Here is a 20,319-nt window from a genome sequence, read left to right on the forward strand (position 1 = left end):
TTCAACCTTCCATTATTTGCTAATTAGGTCAATAGTCCAAAAAAAATTATAAAGACACCCCTCTACGCCAAGGAATAAAATCATTTTGATTTAATAATTTGGCTTTGGTCTGAATTTTTCCACTGGCTACTTCGATTATAAAGTCCAACATTTCTCCTGCCATTTCCTCAATGGTCTTTTCACCTCGTATTACCGCTCCGGTTTCAATATCAATAATATCGGGCATTCTTTCCATCAGTTCCGTATTGGAAGATACTTTAATAATCGGAGCAATAGGATTCCCGGTAGGTGTTCCCAATCCTGTTGTAAACAAGACAACATTGGCTCCTGAACCTACCATGGCCGTAGTACTTTCTACATCATTTCCAGGAGTACACAAAAGGTTCAGGCCAGGTTTGGTTATGTATTCGCCATAATCCAGAACGTCTTGAATGGGGGAGGTACCTCCCTTTTTAGCGGCCCCGGCAGATTTCATGGCATCGGTAATTAAGCCGTCTTTAATATTTCCTGGCGAAGGGTTCATGTCAAAGCCAGAACCGGCATCCACCACCGACTTTTCGTAGGCCTTCATTAGCTTTAAAAATTTCTGACCCTTGTCATCTTCCACACATCGGTTTACCAATTCCTGTTCCACACCACATAGTTCCGGAAATTCGGATAGTATGGCAGTACCATTCAAGGCAGCCAATAAATCAGAAACTGCTCCCAAGGTGGGATTTGCGGATATACCTGAAAAGCCATCAGATCCGCCACATTCCAGGCCAACCCGTAATTTGGACAATGGTGCAGGTTTACGTTCTGCATTATTTGCCTTTTTAATGGCTTCAAAGGACTCCTTGACAATGGCCGACAACATCTCATCTACTGTTCCCATTTGTTGCTGCTCAAATATAAGAACTGGTTTGTTTAGGTTGGGATTAATGGATTTTAAGGCATCTTTAAAAACACTTATTTGAAGGTTTTGGCAACCCAGACTCAATACTGTGGCTCCAGCCACATTTGGGTTATTTACGTAACCCGCCAATAATTTGGCCAAACTTTCGGAATCTTGTCTTATACCGCCACAGCCCCCTGGGTGGGTTATAAATTTTACATCAATATTGTCAAATACATTACTTGAATTGTTTTCAACCGAAACTTCTTCCGCAGTGTTGTTCACCAAGGAACGAAGCAACATTTGATGGGGATTCACTTTTTGCTTTAAAAGCTCTTTTTCAAAAACTTCCTTTAAGATTTCTATATTTCTGTTTTCACAAAAAACCAATGGGAAAAATAGCCATACGTTTTCGGTACCTACCTGTCCGTCTTCCCTATGATAGCCAAGAAATGTTTTGTCTTTCCACTTTTCCACATTGGGAGCGGTCCAACCAATGGTTTCGGTTTTTCCATGTACTTTTTCACTTTGGTGTTTTACATTTTCAGTGGTTAAAACATCTCCTTTTTCTATAATGCCATTGGCGCTTCCCACGAGAACACTGTACATAATAATGCGATCTCCGGATTCAAATTTTTGCAAGGCAATTTTATGCTTCGATTTTATATCGGATAATACAGTAATTTCCTCACCTTCAAATGTAATTACTTCCCCCGCCTTTAAATTAACCAAAGCAACGGCAACATTGTCCGATGAATTTACCTTTATAATTTTACTTTTCATTTTATCAAACTCTAATTATTTTTACTCTAATGGTTTAAAACCTGTTACTGTAATTGGCAAAACCCATTTCAATACCATTCGTATCAATTTCTTCCAAGGCTAGGGCAACTGCTTCGGTAAGATTTTCAACCTGGGTTAAATCCTCCCCCCAATATGAAGTATTGCTCAAGGTTCTTTTAGCGATTTCCAAATAATTATTGGATTTCCAGATTTGGGCAAATGCTTCCACTATTTCATCACTATCATTAACCGGTAAATTCTCTCCTTTCCAGGTTCCCTTATAAAAACGTATTAGCGCAGCAAAAGAGAAGGTTAAGTTGGTAGGGATCTTTTTATGAATGTCTATGTAATCCAATAAACTCGGCAATACCCTTACCTTAAATTTTGAAATTGAATTTAAAGCAATACTGGATAAGTTATGAATAATAAACGGATTTCTAAATCGATCCAAAACCTCTTCGGCAAAGCTGTCCAGTTCTTCCTTGGCCATTGGAAGTGTGGGATTAATTTCATTAAAAATGGCATTGTTCACAAACGAGCCGGTAAAGTCGTTGTCTACGGTTTGCTTTACAGTGGTGTTTCCATATAAAATAGAAAAAGGAACCATTGAGGTATGTGCACCGTTTAATATTCGGACCTTCCTAGTCCTATAGGGCTGCATGTCCTTTACAATCTTAACATCCAGATCTGTTTTATGGAAGGGTAATTTTTCTTTAAGTTGCTCATCCCCTTCAATGACCCAAAGTAAAAATGTTTCTGCAGCTACTATTAAATTGTCCTTATAGGTGAGTTGGGCGTTGTAATCCTCAATTTCATCCTTTGGGTATCCCGGTACTATACGATCTACCAGGGTGTTATGGAATTTGGAATGTGTGGTAAGCCATTTTTTAAAGTCTTCCCCCAGTTTCCAGTCATCGGAGTACTTCAATATTATTTCCTTTAGGGCGTCCGAATTATGATTTATCAGCTCACATGGAATTATGGTTAGGCCTTTATTGGCATTACCCTTAAAATGCTTAAAACGTTCATACAATAGCACTGTTAATTTAGCCGGAAATGAACTTGGTGGCTGCATGTCCAAAGTATCAGTGGCAACATAAGCAATACCGGCTTCCGTAGTATTGGAAATAATAAACTGCAGGGCCTCCTCCTTGGCCAAACTTAAATATTCCTGGAAATTGCTGTAAGGATCTATTCCTTTTACAATATTGGTAATAAGCTCTTTATGCTGAATTTCCTTGCCCTTCTGAATTCCTTTCAAAAACAGGGTATAAAGTCCGTCTTGATCATTAAGCATTTTCACCAAACCTCTTTCAATAGGTTGGACCACCGCTATTCCAGCATCAAAATTAGCTTCCTGGTTTAATTTTTGGAAAGCATAATCCACAAATGCCCTTAAAAAGTTTCCTTCTCCAAATTGTACGATCTTAATTGGTGGGGTCGACTCTAAATTGGTGTTTTTTCTGTTTAATGGTTGCATATTACTTTTGTATAATGTTATTATGGCATAAACCGATTTTCCTATGGGATGCGCCTATGAGCTTTTAGGTGCGTCCCAATGCAATAATGTAATCGATTGCACAAATGTAGTATAATTTATTTTATATCCAATTTTTTCGATCCTGGTTCCTATGTTTTTATTTTGATTGAAGGTGATACGAGTCAAGAAAATATAAGGTATTCAGCTTGAGGCCCTTCCCTTATACCAACGGTCTACATGAATTGATGGTCGTTTTCAACACCAGGGTTTTTCCAGAGACTGCAAATGACTTGAATCAAAATTTATGAATTTGTCCCTATCTATAATTCTACGACCCTCTTTTCCTTGTTGCTTTTAATTGCCGCCTCAATTACTTTTATCACGTTCATGCCATCTGTTGCCGATACTGGGACCGACTTATTATTTCTTAAAGCTTGGTAGATACCTTCGTAATACGCCATATAGTCTCCATTTAAAGTAGGGACGTATTCCCTGATAATTTTACCATCCTTCTCCGTATGCAACAATCCTTTTTCTTTATCCAATTCTGCACCCCAGTCCTGTGTACCTGGTATTTTTCCTGCCTGCAGGGCAGCCTCCTGTACATCGGCTTTGGATTTTATAAACGAGCCTTTGGTTCCGTGCAGTATGTTTCCCGGTAAAACCTCACGAACATAATAACTGGATTTTAATGTTACCCGGTGTGTATTATAAATCAACTTTACATCAAAATAATCCTCTACTTTGGAATTGGGGCGAAAGGTGTCCATATCGGCATATATGGCATTTGGCATGCCAAACAAAACCAATGCCTGATCAATTAAATGAGAGCCCAGGTCGTATAAACCTCCGACTGCAGCTGTTGGGGTTTCTTTGTGTATTTTGTAACTGAGAACTGGGTCATAACGATCATAATGGATCTCTGCCTCCACAATTTTTCCTAGCCAGCCCTCATCCAATATCTTTTTCACGGTCTTAAAATCACTGTCATATCTTCTATTTTGATACACGGAAAGGGTTACTTTTTTCTCCTTGGCCAATTGGATCAATTCTTCAGCCTGTGCCACAGTTGCCGTAAAGGGTTTTTCTACAATTACGTTTTTCCCTGAATTTATGGCCTTTTTGGTAAAATCGTAATGCGTTACACTTGGTGTATTCACTACTATCAATTCTATATTTTTATCTGCCAACATATCTTCCAAACGGCGGAAAGTTTTTACAGTGGGATATTTGGCTTGGGCATTATTTTTTGTTCTTTCCCAAACCCCGTATAAATTAAATCCGGGATGTACATCAATGAATGGGGCGTGAAAAACGAATCCACTCATTCCAAAAGAGCATAAGGCTGTATTTATAGGTTTCATAGGCTTAAATTTAAGTATACTAATTTATAGGTTTTAGATAACAACTGCCTAAAATTTTACCTTTTCAGCTAGTTTTGTTTCAAATAGGGGTGTGCGGGATCAATTTTAGAGCAATTTCAAACAGGGCTTAAACCTTGACGGACTGGTCATAAATTAATCGATAAACAAGTTTGGCAATGCTAGGGAGAACCACGGAAACAAGGTTACCAAAATCAGGACCAAAAAGCTTACCAAAAGAAAAGGCAGACCGGCCTTGCTAACTTCCCCTATGGAAATTTTTCCAATACTCGATGCCACAAAAAGACAGACCCCCACAGGAGGAGTGGTCAGTCCTATAATTAAATTCAAGACGGCGATTACTGCAAAGTGAATAGGATCCACATCCACGGCAACAGCTACCTTTAACAAGATTGGAAAAAGTATAAGCAAGGCCGCAATAGTCTCCATAAAGGTGCCCACTATGATCAATAACAGATTGATCAGCAACAAGACCACATATTTATTGTCGGAGAAGCCCAGGATTTCATTGGATATGTTCTGTGGAATTTGCTCAGTAATCAATATATAACCAAATAGGTTGGCGAAACCCACCAAGACCATTAGTGAAGCCGAGGTCTTCATACTATCCAAGATAATGACCTGTGTATTTTTTAAGTTTAATTTCTTATACACGAATTTGCCAATGATCATGGCGTAGACCACCGCAATAATTGACGCCTCCGTTGGTGTGAAGATGCCTCCTACTATGCCATAAAGGATGATAAAGGTCATCAACAACGACCAAAAGGTATCTACAAAACTGCGTGCCACATCCCTAAGACTGCTGCGTTTATGTTTAGGATATTTTTTTCGTTTGGAAATAAAATAAGCCGTAAACAACAGTCCAACCCCCAATAACAAGCCAGGAAGCGCCCCGGCCAAAAACAACTTGCCAACAGACAGGCCGCTCAAGGTGGCTGCAATGATCATGGGTACACTCGGTGGAATTATAGGGCCAATTGTTGAGGAGGCGGCGGTAACCGCACAGGAAAAATCAGTGTCGTATCCTTCTTTTTTCATGGCAGGTATCATTATAGATCCCATACTGGCCGTATCCGAAATGGCAGTACCCGAAATTCCGGCAAAGAGCATGGAAGCTCCTATGTTAACCAACGAAAGTCCTCCACGAATGTGCCCTAAAAGATGGTTGCAGAATTTTATGATTTTTTCCGTTAGCCCACCTCGGTTCATCAAGTTGCCTGCCAAGATGAACCCAGGGACACTAAGTAGAACAAAGACATCTATGCCCGAGTACATTTTCATGGGGACAATAATCAAAGGCACCCCTTTGACGATTAAATAGCTTAGACAGGCAAGCCCAAGTGCGAAGGCAATAGGAAAGCGAAGTACTAGACCAACGATAAAAACAATGACGAGTATCCAAATCATGGTCTAGAATTTTTGATGGTTCTTTTAATTTTTTTCCAGAGGTAGTAGCTAATGGATGTCGACATTATAAGCATGCTAAAAAAGGCTATGCCCATATTAAAGCCCATACTTGGCGATTTTTCCGGTATCCCCAATAGAATGAACTTTACAGAATAAATTGCCATGACTAAAAATAGGACCAAAGTAACTATGGGTATCGCCAAGTTTAATATTTTTTTAAATCTTTCCGGGAAACGATTGTAGAACATATCCAGATGGACGTAAAATTCATTTTTCATGGCCAGACCTGCAGCGAAAGACATGGCATATATAAAGAAAATTCGTGAAGCTTCCTCGGTCCAAGGGGGGGTGTTGAAGGGTGTAAAACGACAAATTATCTGAAGTAGGACGGTTAGTATTAGGCCCCATGTACTTAGTAAGGTCCCAATTTTCAGGATGCGACCGACCGTTTTATTTAGCATCGACTTTTTCTTTTTTAAGTTGGTGGTATATTTTCTGCATCTCAGGAGAGAGGCTTTCATAGATTGCCCTTTCACTTTTTTTAGCAAAGGCTTCTTTATCTACTTCTATAAATTTCATGCCCTGGGCCTTTAATTCTTCCTGTACATTCTTTTCGTTTTCTAGATAGAGATGGTGCTCGTAGGCCTGCATTTCTTTGCCGGCCTGCAGCACGATTTCTTGAAGGTCTGCGGGAAGCTTTTGAAATTGCTTTTCGCCTACAACTGGGTACACCCAACTTATGACATGACCCGTTAAGTTAAGGTATTTTTGTACTTCGGAGAAGCCGGCGTTATGGATCATGGCGAACGGATTTTCCTGAGCTTCTATTGTGCCTTGTTGCAAAGAGGTAAATACTTCGGAAAAGGCCATTGGGGTGGGCTTGGCACCAAGTGCGCTCCATGTTGTTACAAATGCTGGTACATTGGGAACCCTAACGATCAGACCTTTTAGGTCATCGGGATGTCGTATAGGTCTATTCGATGTTAAGTGCCGCGGACCTCTTTCAAAATGGCCCAGGGAGCGTAATCCTGCCTTTTTGATCATTTCCTCTTCCATTAATTTGCCGACAGGACCATTAATATAGCGATTCATGTCTGTGGAATCCTTCATTAAAAAGGGCAACTCGCAAAAGGTAGCTACCTCAAACCAATTGGTGAGGGTAGATCCGGTGGTGGTCATATCAATTACCTCGGCCTGTATTAGGCGAATGGCCTCAATTTCCTTGGCCAACTGTTCCGAAGGGTAAATCTCTATCTTGATACGGCCTGTAGAGCGTTCCTCCACAATTTCTGCGAAATATGCGAAGGCCTTGTACCATGCATGGTCTTCATTGACCAAAAGTGCGGCTCTCATTAAAAATTCGGGTTCCTTTTTTTGAGGCTCGCAACTGCTGAATAGGAATATGGAGAATATAGGCACTAATATTGTCGCAAAGAAAGAGGCCATCCGAAGTGGATTTTTCATGGAGTTGGTCTAGATATCTTATTCTTTCTAAATATAGCTATTTTGATTTAACATTTGCAGCAAGATGAGCGATGCTGTTATGGAACGGTATAAAACACGGGTTACGTTATGTTTTATCGAGGTGGGGCATTTGGTTTCGTGTAACAAATACCAATGGTTAATTTGGATATTTAGATACCCTAAGGTTAAGATTGTTATGTTGGAGGTTAAATATAAATGTAGAACAAGACTGCCATTGACCAAGGGTGTTGCTAAAAATTTAAGTGGGCGGAAAAAGGAAAAAATCCGGACAGCATCATTCCTGGGGGTATGTATTGTTACTTATTGTATTTATTTATAATGGGCGGTCCAAATCTAAAGGAACATATTTGTAAAATGTGCATTTTCCTGACCTAAATCATTTCAAAAATTTCCAACAACCATTACCTTGTTTTGAAAATAAATAATCCAGAAAAACATCGGAAAATGGCTACCATAACTAAACAAGAGTTACAGGATTTAGAAAGCATTCGCAATGTTCATTGTATATCTATTTATATGCCTACCCATCAAAAAGGGGAAGAGGTATTACAACAAGAGGATGCCAAATTACTAAAAAATCATTTAAAGGAAGTTAAACTTAAATTGGAGCAGGAACCTTTGGGTAAAAGGGAAATTGCAGAATTGATTGCCCCTATTCAAGAGCTGATTCATGACGGGGAGTTTTGGCGGCACCAATCCAATGGACTGGCACTTTTTTTAACCAACGGAATCGTTAAAAAATACACACTTCCCATTTCTTTTAAGCCCTTTAACCACGTGGCCAACAGTTTATATCTGACACCTTTATTGCCAATGTTCACAGGGGACGATTCATTTTTTTTACTTTGGTTGCAACTGGAAAAGGTGAAATTGTATAAGAAAACACGCTATTATAGCTCAGAAATACAAATTGAAGATAAAATTCCGAGCCGTATGGAGGAAAGGGTAGGGTATGATTATGAACAGAAGAGCTTGCAGTTCAGAAGTCAGCAGGAAGGTCACGGAGCGGCTGCGTTTCATGGTCATGGAGAGGCAGACCGAGATCGGAAGAATGAGATCGAGAGGTATTTTTCTGCTTTGGACAGGGGACTGATGACCTTGATTCAAAATGAAAGCAAGCCTTTGATTATTGCTTGTCAAGATTATTTGTTTCCAATTTATCAAAAGGTAAATACCTACAAATATCTCTTGGCGGATCATATTTCTTTTGATCCTACCGAAACGGATGAGTCCAAATTGCGGGAATTGGCATGGAAAAAGTTGAGCCCCGTTTTCGATAAGGAACGTCTCGAAAAAATAGAAATTTTTAAAAAGTTTGACGGTACTTCAAGAACATCTTCAGATATAGAGCAAATTATTCCAGCGGCCATACTAGGAAAAATAGATTCTTTGTTCATACAGAAAAATGAAGATATATGGGGAATTTATGAACCTGAAAAAGATTTGGTTAGAGTGGACAAAGAATTGCTTCCGTCCAATGTATCACTCTTAAATAGGGCGGCCATGAAAACGTTTTTAAATGGAGGAAAGGTCTATCTATTGGAAAAGGAGGATATGCCAAATCCCTTTTCCAAAATTAATGCCCTATATAGATATTAATTTTTCTCTATTTACCTATGGCAAGTCTGCCATTGAGTCTTTTACCATTAAAATCTCCAAGGCAATTGTATGATCCTTTTTTTTCTGGCATACCCTTTTTCTTTCGGACAGGGTAATTATGAATACGAAAACATGACTTTAGCCTAAATATGTACCAACGGAATTGGATGATTATAAGGGCTATATTAGGCTTGGAAAGGCAAATTCTTTTACAACTTAAATATGCTTTCTGCTTAGTAAACAATTTTTGATCGAGACTAGGAGATCCGAAAGGTCAGATGGTTTTACAATAAAGTCATAGGCACCCAAGTCAATGCCTTTTTTGATTTCCTTTTTTTCACTTCTGGCGCTGAAAAAAATCAAAGGTATATTTTTAAGGTCGGGATGGGATCCCAATTTTTTCAATAGTTCAAATCCTCCCATTTCAGGCATCCAGAGATCACTTATAATGAGGTCTGGCAAGAATTTCAAAATTTTCTCAAAGCCTTCTTTACCATTTGTGGCAGTTATTACGGCATAACCTTCCATCTCCAATAGTTCAGAGGTATTTTCAAGTATGGTACTGTTGTCTTCAACAATTAGAATAGTAGCCATTGGTTGTTAATAGGTTATGGGAACTGGTAAATGCGATAGTCTTAAGGTAGTGAATTTTTCAATAAAATTCCAATTACATATAAGGGTAAAACGATTTTTGTAGAGGTTTCAGGAAATAGGAATTATAATGGTAAAAATGCTGCCCTTCCCCAAAACACTTTTAAATTTAATATTTCCTCCGAACAATTCCAAATATCGTTGAACGATACTAAGTCCCAGGCCTGTGCCCTGTATATGTTCTACATTCCTGGCCCTAAAAAAACTTGAAAAAAGATTTTCTTGGTCTTCTTCGGGGATACCCAAACCTTGGTCCTCAATGGTTATTTTAAGATGATCCAACCTAATACTGCTTTTAACGTTTATTTGGTCATTGGAGTATTTCAACGCGTTGGACAGTAGGTTAAGGATGATATTCCTTAAAATTTTTGGGTCCAAATTCAGCTTTTTTGTTCCCGTATGCTGGTATTCAATATGCTGGCCTTTTTTGAGTAGGCCTTTCATATCGGCGATAATTTCTTGAACAAACGGTTCCAAATCAAAGACTTCCTTATTGATCTGTATAATTCCCTTATCCAACTGATGCAAGGATAAAAAATCATCCAAAATATTTACAAAATGGTCCACGGAAGATTTAATTCGGGCAATATGTTTGTTGGATTTATCATACTGCCCCAAGCTGTTATATCTTTCTATTAAAATAATGGACGACATTACAATGGTAATGGGGGTACGCAATTCGTGCGAAGCAATGGTGATAAAGTTACTTTTTAAATCATTGATCCTTTTTTCCGCTTCCAAGGCTTTGATCAACTCTTTGGTGCGTTCTTGTATTTTTAATTCTAGATTATCGGTATAGGTCTGTTTGTCCTCTTCCAATTTTGTTCGGACTGTAATGTCCTCACCTGCACTTAAAATTCCTATTTGGTCGCCATTCTTGCCCAATAAGGTGGTATTGTGCCAAGACATTATAAGTTCTTCCCCGTTTTTACACCTCACTTTGCACTCCAATTCCGGGGCCAATAATTTTATTTTGCGTTCAAAATCGATTAGGCTTGGGTCATCCTCTTCTCCATTTTCTTCATATATTAAGAAGTCGAACCAGTTTTGACCCAAAAGCTCCACTCTTTCATATCCAAAAAGGTTGCAACCCTTTTGATTTATCATTTGAATTTTGTGTTCCTTGTCTGTTAGCAAAAAAACAACTGGGGCCAGATCCAAATACTGTTGTATTTTTTCCTTCTCATTTTGAAGGGCCTTATGTTGTTGTTGAAGAATCCTGGCTTGTCTAACCTCCGTTATATCCTGCATGGATAGGCGACACTGTAATTGCCCCTTTATGTTTTTTGTAACGGTGCCCTGTACAAGTGCGGGAAAAGAACCACGATCGTTGCGTTTAATTTCCAGCTCAAAGGGCTTTAATACACCGTTTTTGAAAGCTTCCTGCAATTTAATAAATAGTACGTGAGCCTCGTTTACCTCCATAAAGGCGGATAGTGGCCTTTTTATAATTTTGGTTCTATTAATGGCCATCAGCGAACAGGCGGTAAGATTTATGTTGTCTATTTGTCCCTTCTCATTTAATATGATATAGCCTATGGGAGCAAAATCGAATAGATCGGTATATTGATCGCGAATGTCCTCCAGGTGATGCTGGGCTTCACGTAATTCTTGGTTCTGCATTTCCAACTCTACCTGATGCACTTCAAGTTCGTGCATTAGTTCCTTGGCCTGGTCCACGGTTAGTTCCGATTGATCCGAGGGTGTTGTACTAACCTTGGCCTCTGCTTTGGAACGCAAGTTGCTGGAACGGGAACCTTTATCGACCATTTTTTTTGTCTTTTAGGATTTCCAATTCTTTTTCAGCAGCGACAAGATCTGTAATATCAATGGAAGAACAGGCTACGCCCGTTACTCTTTGTTCTTCGCTAATGGGGCGAACCATCAGGTCATAAAACCGGGCTTCACCAGTTATTATTAACTCTAATGTGGCCCTTTCCGGTTTACCCGTATTCAGTACTTTTCGTTTTATATTTTCCAATTTTTTGGCATCCTCCTCGGAAAAGAAATCCCCATCTTTTTTTCCGATCATATTTCTAAACTGAAAATCTGGATGTATGTTTGCCATACTGGTATAAATGAGCTGATCGTTTTGGGTATAGACCACGGTTTTTGTCATTTCCAGGATATGCTCGTACTCTTTTTTGAAGTCGAGCAATTGTTCCCCTAACTTCTTTTCTTGGGTAATGTCCACAAAAGTTATAACAACACCCGCAATGACATTTTCGGAAGTTCGATAGGGCATAATTTGCATATGGTACCAAAGACCATCACTACTTTTTACCGCTGTTTTATAAGGGGTTAATTTGTTAAGTACGGTCTGGGCATCCTTCATAATGCCGTTGTAGATGAGATTGGAGGACAAATGGTCTATAGGTCTACCTACGTCCGAATTAATAAGATTGATTATTTTGGACATGGCAGGCGTAAACCGTTTTATCTTTAGGTCGGAATCTAAAAAAATAGTTCCAATTTCGGTACTGGCAAGTAAATTGTTCATGTCATCATAGGCCCTCGCCAACTCGTCTATTTTACCTTGGAGTTCCGTATTTACGGTTACTATTTCTTCGTTTACGCTTTGTAATTCTTCTTTGGAGGTTTCCATTTCCTCATTGGTGCTCTGCAATTCCTCATTGCTGGATTGGAGTTCTTCATTGGAGGATTTCAGTTCTTCATTGGATATTTCCAATTGTTCTATGGTAGAACGCAAATACTCTTTGGTAGCGGTCAGTTCCTGCTCCAATGCCTGAATTTCTGTTATATCCTCTGGTTTTTTTTCAAGGGTAACTTTTGGCTTCTCGGTTGGGGTATCCACATCTTCAAAGGTTACCATCCAATATTCTATGTTGGAATCCAATTGGGATAAGGGCCTGATCGTTAGGTTTATGGCTTGTAGGGTGCCATTGGTTTTTACTAGGACATTTTTTTTGACTTCCATTTTTTTGATCCTACGACTAGTGGAAATGAGGGCGCTAAGATCGCTTTTAAGACCTTCGCGTGCCATGTCAATAATGTTCAGTCTAGCCTCTCCAGGGGAGGGTTGTAGGTATTTACCCGTATTCCCTGAAAAGTAGAGTGCATCGCCCTTGAAATTGATAATAGCGCAGGCGGGGGCATAGTTGGCCAGCAATACTTTTGAGGTAATATTTGCCAAACTGGACTGCCATTCCCGCTTATGGGCAGGTATGTTTACGGTTTTTATGGGAATGGGTTCTTGGAAAAGATGTCCAATATCCGGCATCTCCGCCCTTTGGGCATCCTTGAATTTGAAAATTTTATGTTTCCTATCCAATACGTCAAAGAATCGGGCATATTCGCCCAGTGATTCCGAATTGCCCAGAAGTAATATGCCTTCCGGATTCAGGGCATAATGGAAGATGGCAAAAACCTTTTTTTGTGCCTCCAAATTAAGATAAATAAGCAAATTCCTGCAACTTATCATATCCAGTTTCGAAAATGGCGGGTCTTTTATGATATTGTGTTCCGCAAATACGATTTGATCTCGGATCCCTTTTTTTATTCTATAGGTATGTTTGTCCCCATGAAAATAATGGGACAATCTATTGGGGTCAATATCAACGGCAATGGTTTCTGGATAAATTCCCTGTCGGGCGGTATAAATGGCATTTTCGTCCAAGTCAGATGCAAATATTTGAACCTTTAAGGCCTTGGGCTGATTTTTTATAACCTCATCGAATAAAATGGCCAGGGAATAAGCTTCTTCCCCGGTAGAGCATCCAGGGACCCACAAACGGATGGTATCCCCATCATTTTTGTTGGCAATAATCTTTTTAACAACTTTTTCTTTAAGGCTGTCAAAAATTTCCTTGTCCCTAAAAAAACTGGTAACCCCTATAAGAAGTTCCTTAAACAGCTTTTGTACTTCTTCTGGGTTTGTTTGAAGATACTTTATATAGTCTTCCAGTTTTTCGATCTGATTGAGCGCCATTCGTTTTTCAATACGGCGAACAACGGTACTGCTTTTGTAATCAGCAAAGTTACAACCGGTTTCATTGCGCAATAGGATAAAAACCTTTTCTAAGAGCTGGTGGGGTGTTTGAACTTGTAGTGGAATTCCCTTTGGTTCAAATTTCCGATTCTTGGCATATTTTAGGAGCACTTCCGGCATTTTCTTAACAGGTAGCACAAAATCTTCCACCCCTGCTTCGATGGCACTTCTTGGCATACCGTCATATTTGGCAGTTTCGGGGTCTTGCACTATAGATAGTCCTCCTTTTCCCTTTATGTCCTTTAAGCTTAGTGTTCCTTCCCTTCCCGTACCGGATAAGATAATTCCGATGGCCCGATCGGTCCGGTCTTCGGCCAAAGATCTTAGGAAAAAATCTATTGGTTTACGAAAGCCTCTAGGGGCCATAGGCTCCATAAGGTGCAATACCCCTTGAAAAATGGCCATATCCTTGTTGGGTGGTATTATATAAACGTGGTTGGGGAGCACCTTTGTGTTGTCCCTAACCTGGGTTACTTCCATTTTTGTATGGTTTTTTAGTAACTGAACCATAAGACTTTTATGGGTAGGATCTAAATGTTGTACCAATACAAAAGCCATTCCAGAAGTTGGCGGCATGGCATCAAAAAACTCTTTGAAAGCCTCCAGTCCACCTGCGGAGGCTCCCATACCCACTATAAGGAAATTATTTTCCTTGTCCTTTTTTGGCCCCTTCTTTTTTAGCGGTGCTTTTTTTTTGTTGGCCGTAGTAATATTGGTCGCTTCTTGTTTTGTCATGGTATTGTAATGATCACTTGTGCGGAACAATCACTGTCAAAGTTAGCCAAATGTACTAAAGCAGGTGGATTACTTCAATGATTAAAGTCAGTATCCACTTTATTCCGCCCGAGATTTGACGTAAAAGTTAAAAATACAAAGAAATCTGATTGGTGCAGAGGACGCTATTAAAATAGGATGTAGGACAATCAAAAATGGTATCGTGGACCCTTTAATTTCAAAGGCTGACTTTTTTAGGATTACTATTTCCAAAATCGCTCCAAAATGGAACTTTTTTATAATTCTTGTAGGATGGATAATTAGTTTAGAATAAGGAATAAGGTTTGTAGAATGTATTATCCGGGCTTAATTGGGCCCATTGAATGGTCTTGGATTATTACATAATACATTATTTCTAGGATATTTAAATTTAAAAGGACCGACATATCTTGGATATCCCGGTCCTTCAGGTATTTTAATTAAGTTCCTCCTGGTCAGCTAAATCCAATTTGGAACGTACTAGCTACGTTGTTTAGATTTTTGCATGACAGAAGAAAAAAATCGCAATACCTTTATATGACCTCTAAGGCATTACTGCTTAGAAGTTTGTAGATTTTATGATTTTAGAAAAAAACAGGAGGCCGAAACCTCCCGTTTCCCATAAAGAAATGGACTACGTTTTTGCCGATAATTGGGCTTTCAGGTGACTCTGTTGCTAGAACACCATAATTGATCAATTACGGGGCCAACCTTGGCCATTCCTTTACTAAGGTCGTTATCATCTTACAATGATAGCGACCAATGTCTTAATGCTTTAAAGAAACCGGAACACCTAGATGTTCCGGTTTCCAAGAAACTTTCAATTCTGCCCAATGACCTCTTACACTGATCCCTAATAGGAGCTATCACTAGATCCGTTCGCAATTCAAATGGTATAAAGGGTGCCCTTGACCGTTTCTGTATCTTGGGAATCTTAAGTTTTGCAATTTAAAATTCCTCTTTATATATTTTCAAAGAACTGTTTAACTTTTAAGAACATCGCTAAATTATGATACCTTGCCCATATGTAAAATGACCTAGATCAGTTTAAGTAATTTTTTTAGGTTTTATAAATTGGGGTATTGGAACCCGGTTAATATGATGGGTGAAAATCAACTCTGACGCCCATTATATAAAATACAAAGTGCGGTTCATAAATATTATTGGCATTGCTTTACCAATATATTGTGGATTAGGAATTAAAATCTTCCAATATTTTGATGGCTTCTTCGTCGGATAACTGATCAAAATCCATGTAAAATTGTCCCACAGCCTGAAAATTAAAGGGGGTCTCCAAGCACACCACTTCGTCAACATAAGTAGCGTCCCTTAATTTTTGTACTGTTGATTTGGGAGCCACTGGTATGGCGATCATTATTTTTTCCGGTTTTTGGTCATAGACCAGTTGTGCAGTGACCCTTATGGTATTGCCTGTGGCGATGCCATCGTCAATAATGATTACGATTTTGTCCTTTAAGGCTATCGGAAACCTATTCTTATAATATTGTGCTTGTCTTTTTTTGAGCTTTTCGCGAAGACGTTTCTTTTCTTTCTCGATATAGTCGATTGAAACCTCTATGTTGTCGTCCAGGATAATATTGTTGAGACTTACAGCCCCAATGGCAAATTCCTTGTTGAAGGGATGCCCAATTTTTTTTGAAAGGGCAACATCCAATTGAGCGTTCAAGGATTTGGCAACAATGGCTCCTAGGGGTAATCCACCGCGAGGAATTGCTAAAATCACTACATTTTCTTTGTCTTTATATGAGCTTAGCTTTTTGGCAAGCTGTTCTCCAGCGTCAATTCTGTCCTTAAACATCTTAATCTTTTTTAGTTGTAAAACATTTTCTAAACCAAGTTGCGGAAAGTAGAGCAACCTCTTCCAGCTTTCCTTCTTCTTCAAAAAGGTGACTTGCCCCTGGAACTATTTCAAGTTTTCGTCTGCAGGCAACTTTAGCATAGGCCTTGATATTCAGTTCCAGGACGGCCGCGTCTTTCCCACCAACAATAAATAGGGTTGGAGCGGTAACCTCAGGTATTTCAGATAAGGCAAGATCTGGTCTTCCGCCCCTAGAGACGATGGCCTTTATATCTTGCTTAAAAAATGCGGCCGCTCTAAGTGCAGACGCTGCTCCCGTACTGGCCCCAAAATATCCTATGGAAAATCCCTGGGTTTCTTTTTGTGACTGTACCCATTTTGTTACCTCAATTAATCTTTGGGTCAATAGATCAATATTGAAGCGAGTTTCATAGATTTCGTCTTCACTTTCCGTTAATAAGTCGAACAAAAGGGTAGCAAGCCCACTTTGTTGAAGTACGTTTGCCACGTAATTGTTCCTTGGACTGAGTCGACTGCTACCACTGCCGTGGGAAAACAATACCAAGCCCCTGGCATTTTCCGGGATGTGCAAATGTCCCTTTAAAATTACGTTATTTAATGGAATTGAAATGGTATTATATATTTCTGGTATTATCATAATGCTGTTATTTTAAAGAGACTGGCACCTTGGAAATTTTTATGGATTATTTGTAACCTACCTAACTTTCGCCCTATAATTAGATTGGCCAAATAGATGTTGCTTGGGATGGTAAGTTATATTGGGTTGGTAAGGCCATCAATTAACAAAGTAGACCTAATATCAGAGGAATCCAATGATTTATGTCATATGCACTTATGCATTGGGATTTTGGATATAGAACCCTAGGCCGATGGCTCAATTAAAATATTGAAGGGGATAAAGATAAGATACGTTTCGGGATGGGCCTCATAGATTTTTAATACGGTTGGCCAAAAATCCAAAATAAAAAAACCCTTAGAATTAAGGGTTTTTGGACTTAAGTAATAATTTATACTTAGCAAGGCTTTACCTATGACTAAGGGTGGCTTGAGCTAATTTGAAGCTGCTTAAAGTTTTACCAATTCCTTTGCATTTATTGCCTCCTTGAGTTTAGCCTTTATTTGGCGGTGGCTATTAAAAAATGGCTTTCCGTTTTTACGCTTTAAATAGACTTCTATACTGCCATCTGGCAACTCCTTCTTGTCGGAAACGACCACTCTGCTTTTAAATAATGTTTTGTAATTGGGTATGCCTCCTTTTTTTATGATAAAGTTCATCCTGGGCAATTTTATATGTTCATATAAATTGGATGACGGACTTCCGATCATTAATTCCGAACCGACTACTATATCATCAAATTTTGGTGTATTTGTGGCCTGAGCCAAGTTTAATGAACAAAAAATAGAAAGAAGTGCGATAGTTTTTTTCATAGCTATTGTTGATTTTTTTAAAATAATTAATTGATAATGCATTTTTTCAGCGGAAAAATAGTGAATAATCCATAAACCTTCATCTTAAGATTTTCTTAAAAATACGGTTCCTCAGGATGTGAGCGAGTAAAATAAACTCAAGTTTAAGGCAAATTAAATCCCTAAAGAACCACGTCTGAAGGGATTTAATTTTTTCCAATTTTATGAACCCTGTCTATTGAATGAGTTGCGACTTTAGTATATGCCAATGGAGGAAGGTAATGGCCCCAGCTTTTATATTATGTCATTGGCAAATGTATTCATCTAAATAGTACTTAATTCCCCTATTTTTAATTTGCTGGAAGGTACTTTGATGCCACTTTGGATCAAATTGAGGGACAATGGCATATCATTTTCTGGAATAACCGAAGTTACGTGTGTTGCCGAGTTCTCAATTTTGTAAACCTTTCTAAACCCTATAAGTTCTACTGCTATATTTTTTTCTTTGGAACCAATTTTAACAAAGTCTTTGATCATTTCAAGAACATCGTGGTCTATGTACACGGTATTGGAAGCATCAATCACCACATTACTGTTTTGAGGCAGATGCACAAAGGTTTGTTTTATAGCTGCCTTGTTTAAAAACGACACTTCCTGAGCCAGTTCAATTTGAATGGTATCGCCCTTAATATGTTCATCCCTTTTAAAGAAATATGCTAATTTTATATTACCTCTTAATATAAAATAGATACTTACAATAAGTCCTATGCCCACTCCCTTTAACAGATCAGTCATTATTATGGCAATGATGGTAACAATGAAGGGTATAAATTGAAATTTCTTTCCATTTTTCCACATATGTTTAAATAAGCGCGGACTAGCCAGTTTAAAACCAATAACGATTAATATTGCGGCCAAGGAGGCTAATGGAATTTTGTTTAATATCATTGGTGCGGCCAATACCGCTAGTAATAAAAATAATCCGTGCGCAATTGCCGATGTTTTGGTGCGTCCTCCGGAGTTTATGTTTGCAGAAGTCCTAACTATGACGGAAGTCATGGGAAGGCCCCCAATTAGGCTACTTATTATGTTGCCAACACCTTGTGCCTTAAGTTCGGTATTGGTGTTAGTATATCGCTTAAGGGGATCTAGCTTATCGGCAGCTTCTATACACAACAATGTTTCAATACTTGCAACTGCAGCAATGGTAAAGGCAACTATCCAAACGTTTATATTGGTTATTTCGGAAAAGTCAGGAATGGTAAACTGACCCCAAAATTCAGATAAGTTGGAAGGTACGGGAAGACTCACCAAATGATTGGCCCCAATAGCTAAGGGAGAACCGGAGAGGACAAAAATTTCGTTGATTGTTACACCTACCAATACCGCTCCCAAAGCTCCGGGAACAGCCTTAATTTTCTTTAAAAAGGGTATTTTATCAAAGGCGATAAGGGTAGCAAGGGATGCCAAAACAATGATTACCGCCCCAATATGCATAAAATTAATAGCATCGATTATGGTGGAAAAAAGTTGGTGTTGACCGGCTTTGTCAATATAAAAGTAGTCTCCTTCGTGTATGGCATCATAACCAATAGCGTGTGGTAATTGGGTTAGGATAATGATAATACCAATAGCCGCCAGCATTCCCTCTATTACATTGGAAGGAAGATAGTTTGATATTATTCCTGCCTTGGCATATCCGAATGCAAGCTGAATAAACCCTGCCAGGACACCGGCCACCAAAAATACCTGAAAGGACCCCAAAGTCCCTATGGCTGCCAGTATAATTGCTGTTAAGCCGGCGGCAGGTCCGCTAACACTTAGTTGAGAGTTGCTGAGGCCACCCACAACAATGCCCCCAATGACACCCGAAATGATACCTGAAAATAATGGTGCTCCACTTGCCAATGCAATACCGAGACAGAGTGGCAAGGCTACTAAAGAAACTACAAGACCAGCTTGTAGGTCAGATTTGAAATATTTGGATTGTATCTTTTTCATTTTATTTGTTTTTTATGATAATATGGATTCAGTGTTGACCCATTTATTTATTGCCTGAGTGTTTATATAATGGAAATGAATCATATCTTTAATAAAGAGTGGATAAATGAGCCTTTCTGATATTCTTCAACAACTTGTTGTTCCATCTTTACCTGATGGACCTTGGCAATATTTTTTTTAATGTATTTAGTAGGGTCGAAACATGAAGTGCCAGAGAATTGAAGAAAGCCACCTTCTGGTATTATAGCCTCATGAATTTGATGCTGGTCCCTGAAATTTTGAAAAGCAAAGGAATTGGTACCCGTAAACACTTCTATGGATATTGAATTTATGCGGCAATAATTTTTGTTTACAAAATTGGCTTTGGCCTCAAGAAACTCCACCCTAGCCAGTTTCCTAATTATCTTGCTGGAAGAAAATTGAAAAAGTTCGGTTTCCAGAGTTGGCACTCTAAAGCCATATATTAATATAACATTGGTTATTTCGTCTTGATAGAGTTTGGTGACTTCATCTAGTAGTAGGAGTGACTTTACGCTAAAGTCGGTAGGAATTAGAATTTTTTTCATGATATTGTCCATTATGTTTCTGCAAGGATAATGGCAACATATTAGAAGGAAATAATAAAGGCATTAGAACGGGATTAGA

The 20,319-nt window shown here is 38.9% G+C and carries 15 protein-coding genes; 1 reads left to right on the top strand and 14 read right to left on the bottom strand.

All coding sequences use genetic code 11. The features are described 5' to 3' along the window. Positions 1–46 precede the first annotated feature (46 nt). The 6 genes from MWU78_RS01630 to MWU78_RS01655 all read right to left on the bottom strand — a co-directional run bounded on the left by MWU78_RS01630 (position 47) and on the right by MWU78_RS01655 (position 7,393). Positions 47–1,657, bottom strand: a complete 1,611-nt coding sequence (locus MWU78_RS01630; protein WP_246994350.1) for an altronate dehydratase family protein — start codon at positions 1,655–1,657, stop codon at positions 47–49. 34 nt (positions 1,658–1,691) lie between these two features. After that, positions 1,692–3,137 (bottom strand): tagaturonate reductase, encoded by a 1,446-nt coding sequence (locus tag MWU78_RS01635; protein ID WP_246994352.1) that lies wholly within the window; start codon positions 3,135–3,137, stop codon positions 1,692–1,694. A 320-nt stretch (positions 3,138–3,457) separates the two neighbouring features. Beyond that, a complete protein-coding gene (locus tag MWU78_RS01640) occupies positions 3,458–4,501 on the bottom strand; it encodes a Gfo/Idh/MocA family oxidoreductase (RefSeq protein WP_246994354.1) in 1,044 nt (347 codons plus the stop codon). A gap of 153 nt (positions 4,502–4,654) precedes the next feature. Further along, positions 4,655–5,929, bottom strand: a complete 1,275-nt coding sequence (locus MWU78_RS01645; protein WP_187582034.1) for a TRAP transporter large permease — start codon at positions 5,927–5,929, stop codon at positions 4,655–4,657. Continuing rightward, complete coding sequence (locus MWU78_RS01650; RefSeq protein WP_246994356.1) at positions 5,926–6,390, bottom strand: TRAP transporter small permease subunit; 465 nt, start codon at positions 6,388–6,390, stop codon at positions 5,926–5,928. The genes MWU78_RS01645 and MWU78_RS01650 overlap by 4 nt, the downstream gene beginning before the upstream one ends. Further along, positions 6,380–7,393, bottom strand: coding sequence for a TRAP transporter substrate-binding protein (locus tag MWU78_RS01655; RefSeq protein WP_246994358.1), 1,014 nt, complete (start codon positions 7,391–7,393; stop codon positions 6,380–6,382). Before MWU78_RS01655 ends, MWU78_RS01650 begins: the two co-directional genes overlap by 11 nt. A 465-nt stretch (positions 7,394–7,858) precedes the next feature. Between MWU78_RS01655 and MWU78_RS01660 the strand changes: the two genes are divergently transcribed. Further along, on the top strand, positions 7,859–9,013 hold the full coding sequence (locus MWU78_RS01660) for a hypothetical protein (protein WP_246994360.1): 1,155 nt from the start codon (positions 7,859–7,861) through the stop codon (positions 9,011–9,013). 216 nt (positions 9,014–9,229) lie between these two features. On the opposite strand, the gene MWU78_RS01665 is transcribed toward MWU78_RS01660, so the two are convergent. The 8 genes from MWU78_RS01665 to MWU78_RS01700 all read right to left on the bottom strand — a co-directional run bounded on the left by MWU78_RS01665 (position 9,230) and on the right by MWU78_RS01700 (position 20,240). Continuing rightward, a complete protein-coding gene (locus tag MWU78_RS01665) occupies positions 9,230–9,607 on the bottom strand; it encodes a response regulator (RefSeq protein WP_187582026.1) in 378 nt (125 codons plus the stop codon). A 108-nt stretch (positions 9,608–9,715) separates the two neighbouring features. Next, positions 9,716–11,434, bottom strand: a complete 1,719-nt coding sequence (locus MWU78_RS01670) for a PAS domain-containing sensor histidine kinase (protein ID WP_246994362.1) — start codon at positions 11,432–11,434, stop codon at positions 9,716–9,718. Next, the gene (locus MWU78_RS01675; protein ID WP_246994364.1) at positions 11,424–14,408 is read right to left on the bottom strand and encodes a chemotaxis protein CheB; all 2,985 of its coding nucleotides are present in this window, start codon (positions 14,406–14,408) and stop codon (positions 11,424–11,426) included. Before MWU78_RS01675 ends, MWU78_RS01670 begins: the two co-directional genes overlap by 11 nt. 1,210 nt (positions 14,409–15,618) lie before the next feature. After that, a complete protein-coding gene (locus MWU78_RS01680; protein ID WP_246994366.1) occupies positions 15,619–16,245 on the bottom strand; it encodes a phosphoribosyltransferase family protein in 627 nt (208 codons plus the stop codon). Position 16,246: 1 nt separating this feature from the next. Further along, positions 16,247–16,903 carry an alpha/beta hydrolase gene (locus tag MWU78_RS01685; RefSeq protein ID WP_246994368.1) on the bottom strand — a complete coding sequence of 219 codons (657 nt, stop codon included), beginning with the start codon at positions 16,901–16,903 and terminating at the stop codon, positions 16,247–16,249. Between the two features lie 428 nt (positions 16,904–17,331). Next, on the bottom strand, positions 17,332–17,694 hold the full coding sequence (locus MWU78_RS01690) for a hypothetical protein (protein WP_246994370.1): 363 nt from the start codon (positions 17,692–17,694) through the stop codon (positions 17,332–17,334). A gap of 303 nt (positions 17,695–17,997) precedes the next feature. Continuing rightward, a complete protein-coding gene (locus MWU78_RS01695; protein WP_246994372.1) occupies positions 17,998–19,674 on the bottom strand; it encodes a SulP family inorganic anion transporter in 1,677 nt (558 codons plus the stop codon). Between the two features lie 80 nt (positions 19,675–19,754). Next, positions 19,755–20,240, bottom strand: a complete 486-nt coding sequence (locus tag MWU78_RS01700; RefSeq protein ID WP_246994374.1) for a hypothetical protein — start codon at positions 20,238–20,240, stop codon at positions 19,755–19,757. Positions 20,241–20,319: the final 79 nt, after the last annotated feature.

This window comes from Arenibacter sp. F26102 (assembly GCF_023015865.1).
Lineage (GTDB): Bacteria > Bacteroidota > Bacteroidia > Flavobacteriales > Flavobacteriaceae > Arenibacter.

Excerpts from the sequence above, each read along its gene's own strand:
- MWU78_RS01630 (WP_246994350.1), bottom strand. The coding sequence starts at position 1,657 with ATGAAAAGTAAAATTATAAAGGTAAATTCATCGGACAATGTTGCCGTT.
- MWU78_RS01635 (WP_246994352.1), bottom strand. The coding sequence starts at position 3,137 with ATGCAACCATTAAACAGAAAAAACACCAATTTAGAGTCGACCCCACCA.
- MWU78_RS01640 (WP_246994354.1), bottom strand. The coding sequence starts at position 4,501 with ATGAAACCTATAAATACAGCCTTATGCTCTTTTGGAATGAGTGGATTC.
- MWU78_RS01645 (WP_187582034.1), bottom strand. The coding sequence starts at position 5,929 with ATGATTTGGATACTCGTCATTGTTTTTATCGTTGGTCTAGTACTTCGC.
- MWU78_RS01650 (WP_246994356.1), bottom strand. The coding sequence starts at position 6,390 with ATGCTAAATAAAACGGTCGGTCGCATCCTGAAAATTGGGACCTTACTA.
- MWU78_RS01655 (WP_246994358.1), bottom strand. The coding sequence starts at position 7,393 with ATGAAAAATCCACTTCGGATGGCCTCTTTCTTTGCGACAATATTAGTG.
- MWU78_RS01660 (WP_246994360.1), top strand. The coding sequence starts at position 7,859 with ATGGCTACCATAACTAAACAAGAGTTACAGGATTTAGAAAGCATTCGC.
- MWU78_RS01665 (WP_187582026.1), bottom strand. The coding sequence starts at position 9,607 with ATGGCTACTATTCTAATTGTTGAAGACAACAGTACCATACTTGAAAAT.
- MWU78_RS01670 (WP_246994362.1), bottom strand. The coding sequence starts at position 11,434 with ATGGTCGATAAAGGTTCCCGTTCCAGCAACTTGCGTTCCAAAGCAGAG.
- MWU78_RS01675 (WP_246994364.1), bottom strand. The coding sequence starts at position 14,408 with ATGACAAAACAAGAAGCGACCAATATTACTACGGCCAACAAAAAAAAA.
- MWU78_RS01680 (WP_246994366.1), bottom strand. The coding sequence starts at position 16,245 with ATGTTTAAGGACAGAATTGACGCTGGAGAACAGCTTGCCAAAAAGCTA.
- MWU78_RS01685 (WP_246994368.1), bottom strand. The coding sequence starts at position 16,903 with ATGATAATACCAGAAATATATAATACCATTTCAATTCCATTAAATAAC.
- MWU78_RS01690 (WP_246994370.1), bottom strand. The coding sequence starts at position 17,694 with ATGAAAAAAACTATCGCACTTCTTTCTATTTTTTGTTCATTAAACTTG.
- MWU78_RS01695 (WP_246994372.1), bottom strand. The coding sequence starts at position 19,674 with ATGAAAAAGATACAATCCAAATATTTCAAATCTGACCTACAAGCTGGT.
- MWU78_RS01700 (WP_246994374.1), bottom strand. The coding sequence starts at position 20,240 with ATGAAAAAAATTCTAATTCCTACCGACTTTAGCGTAAAGTCACTCCTA.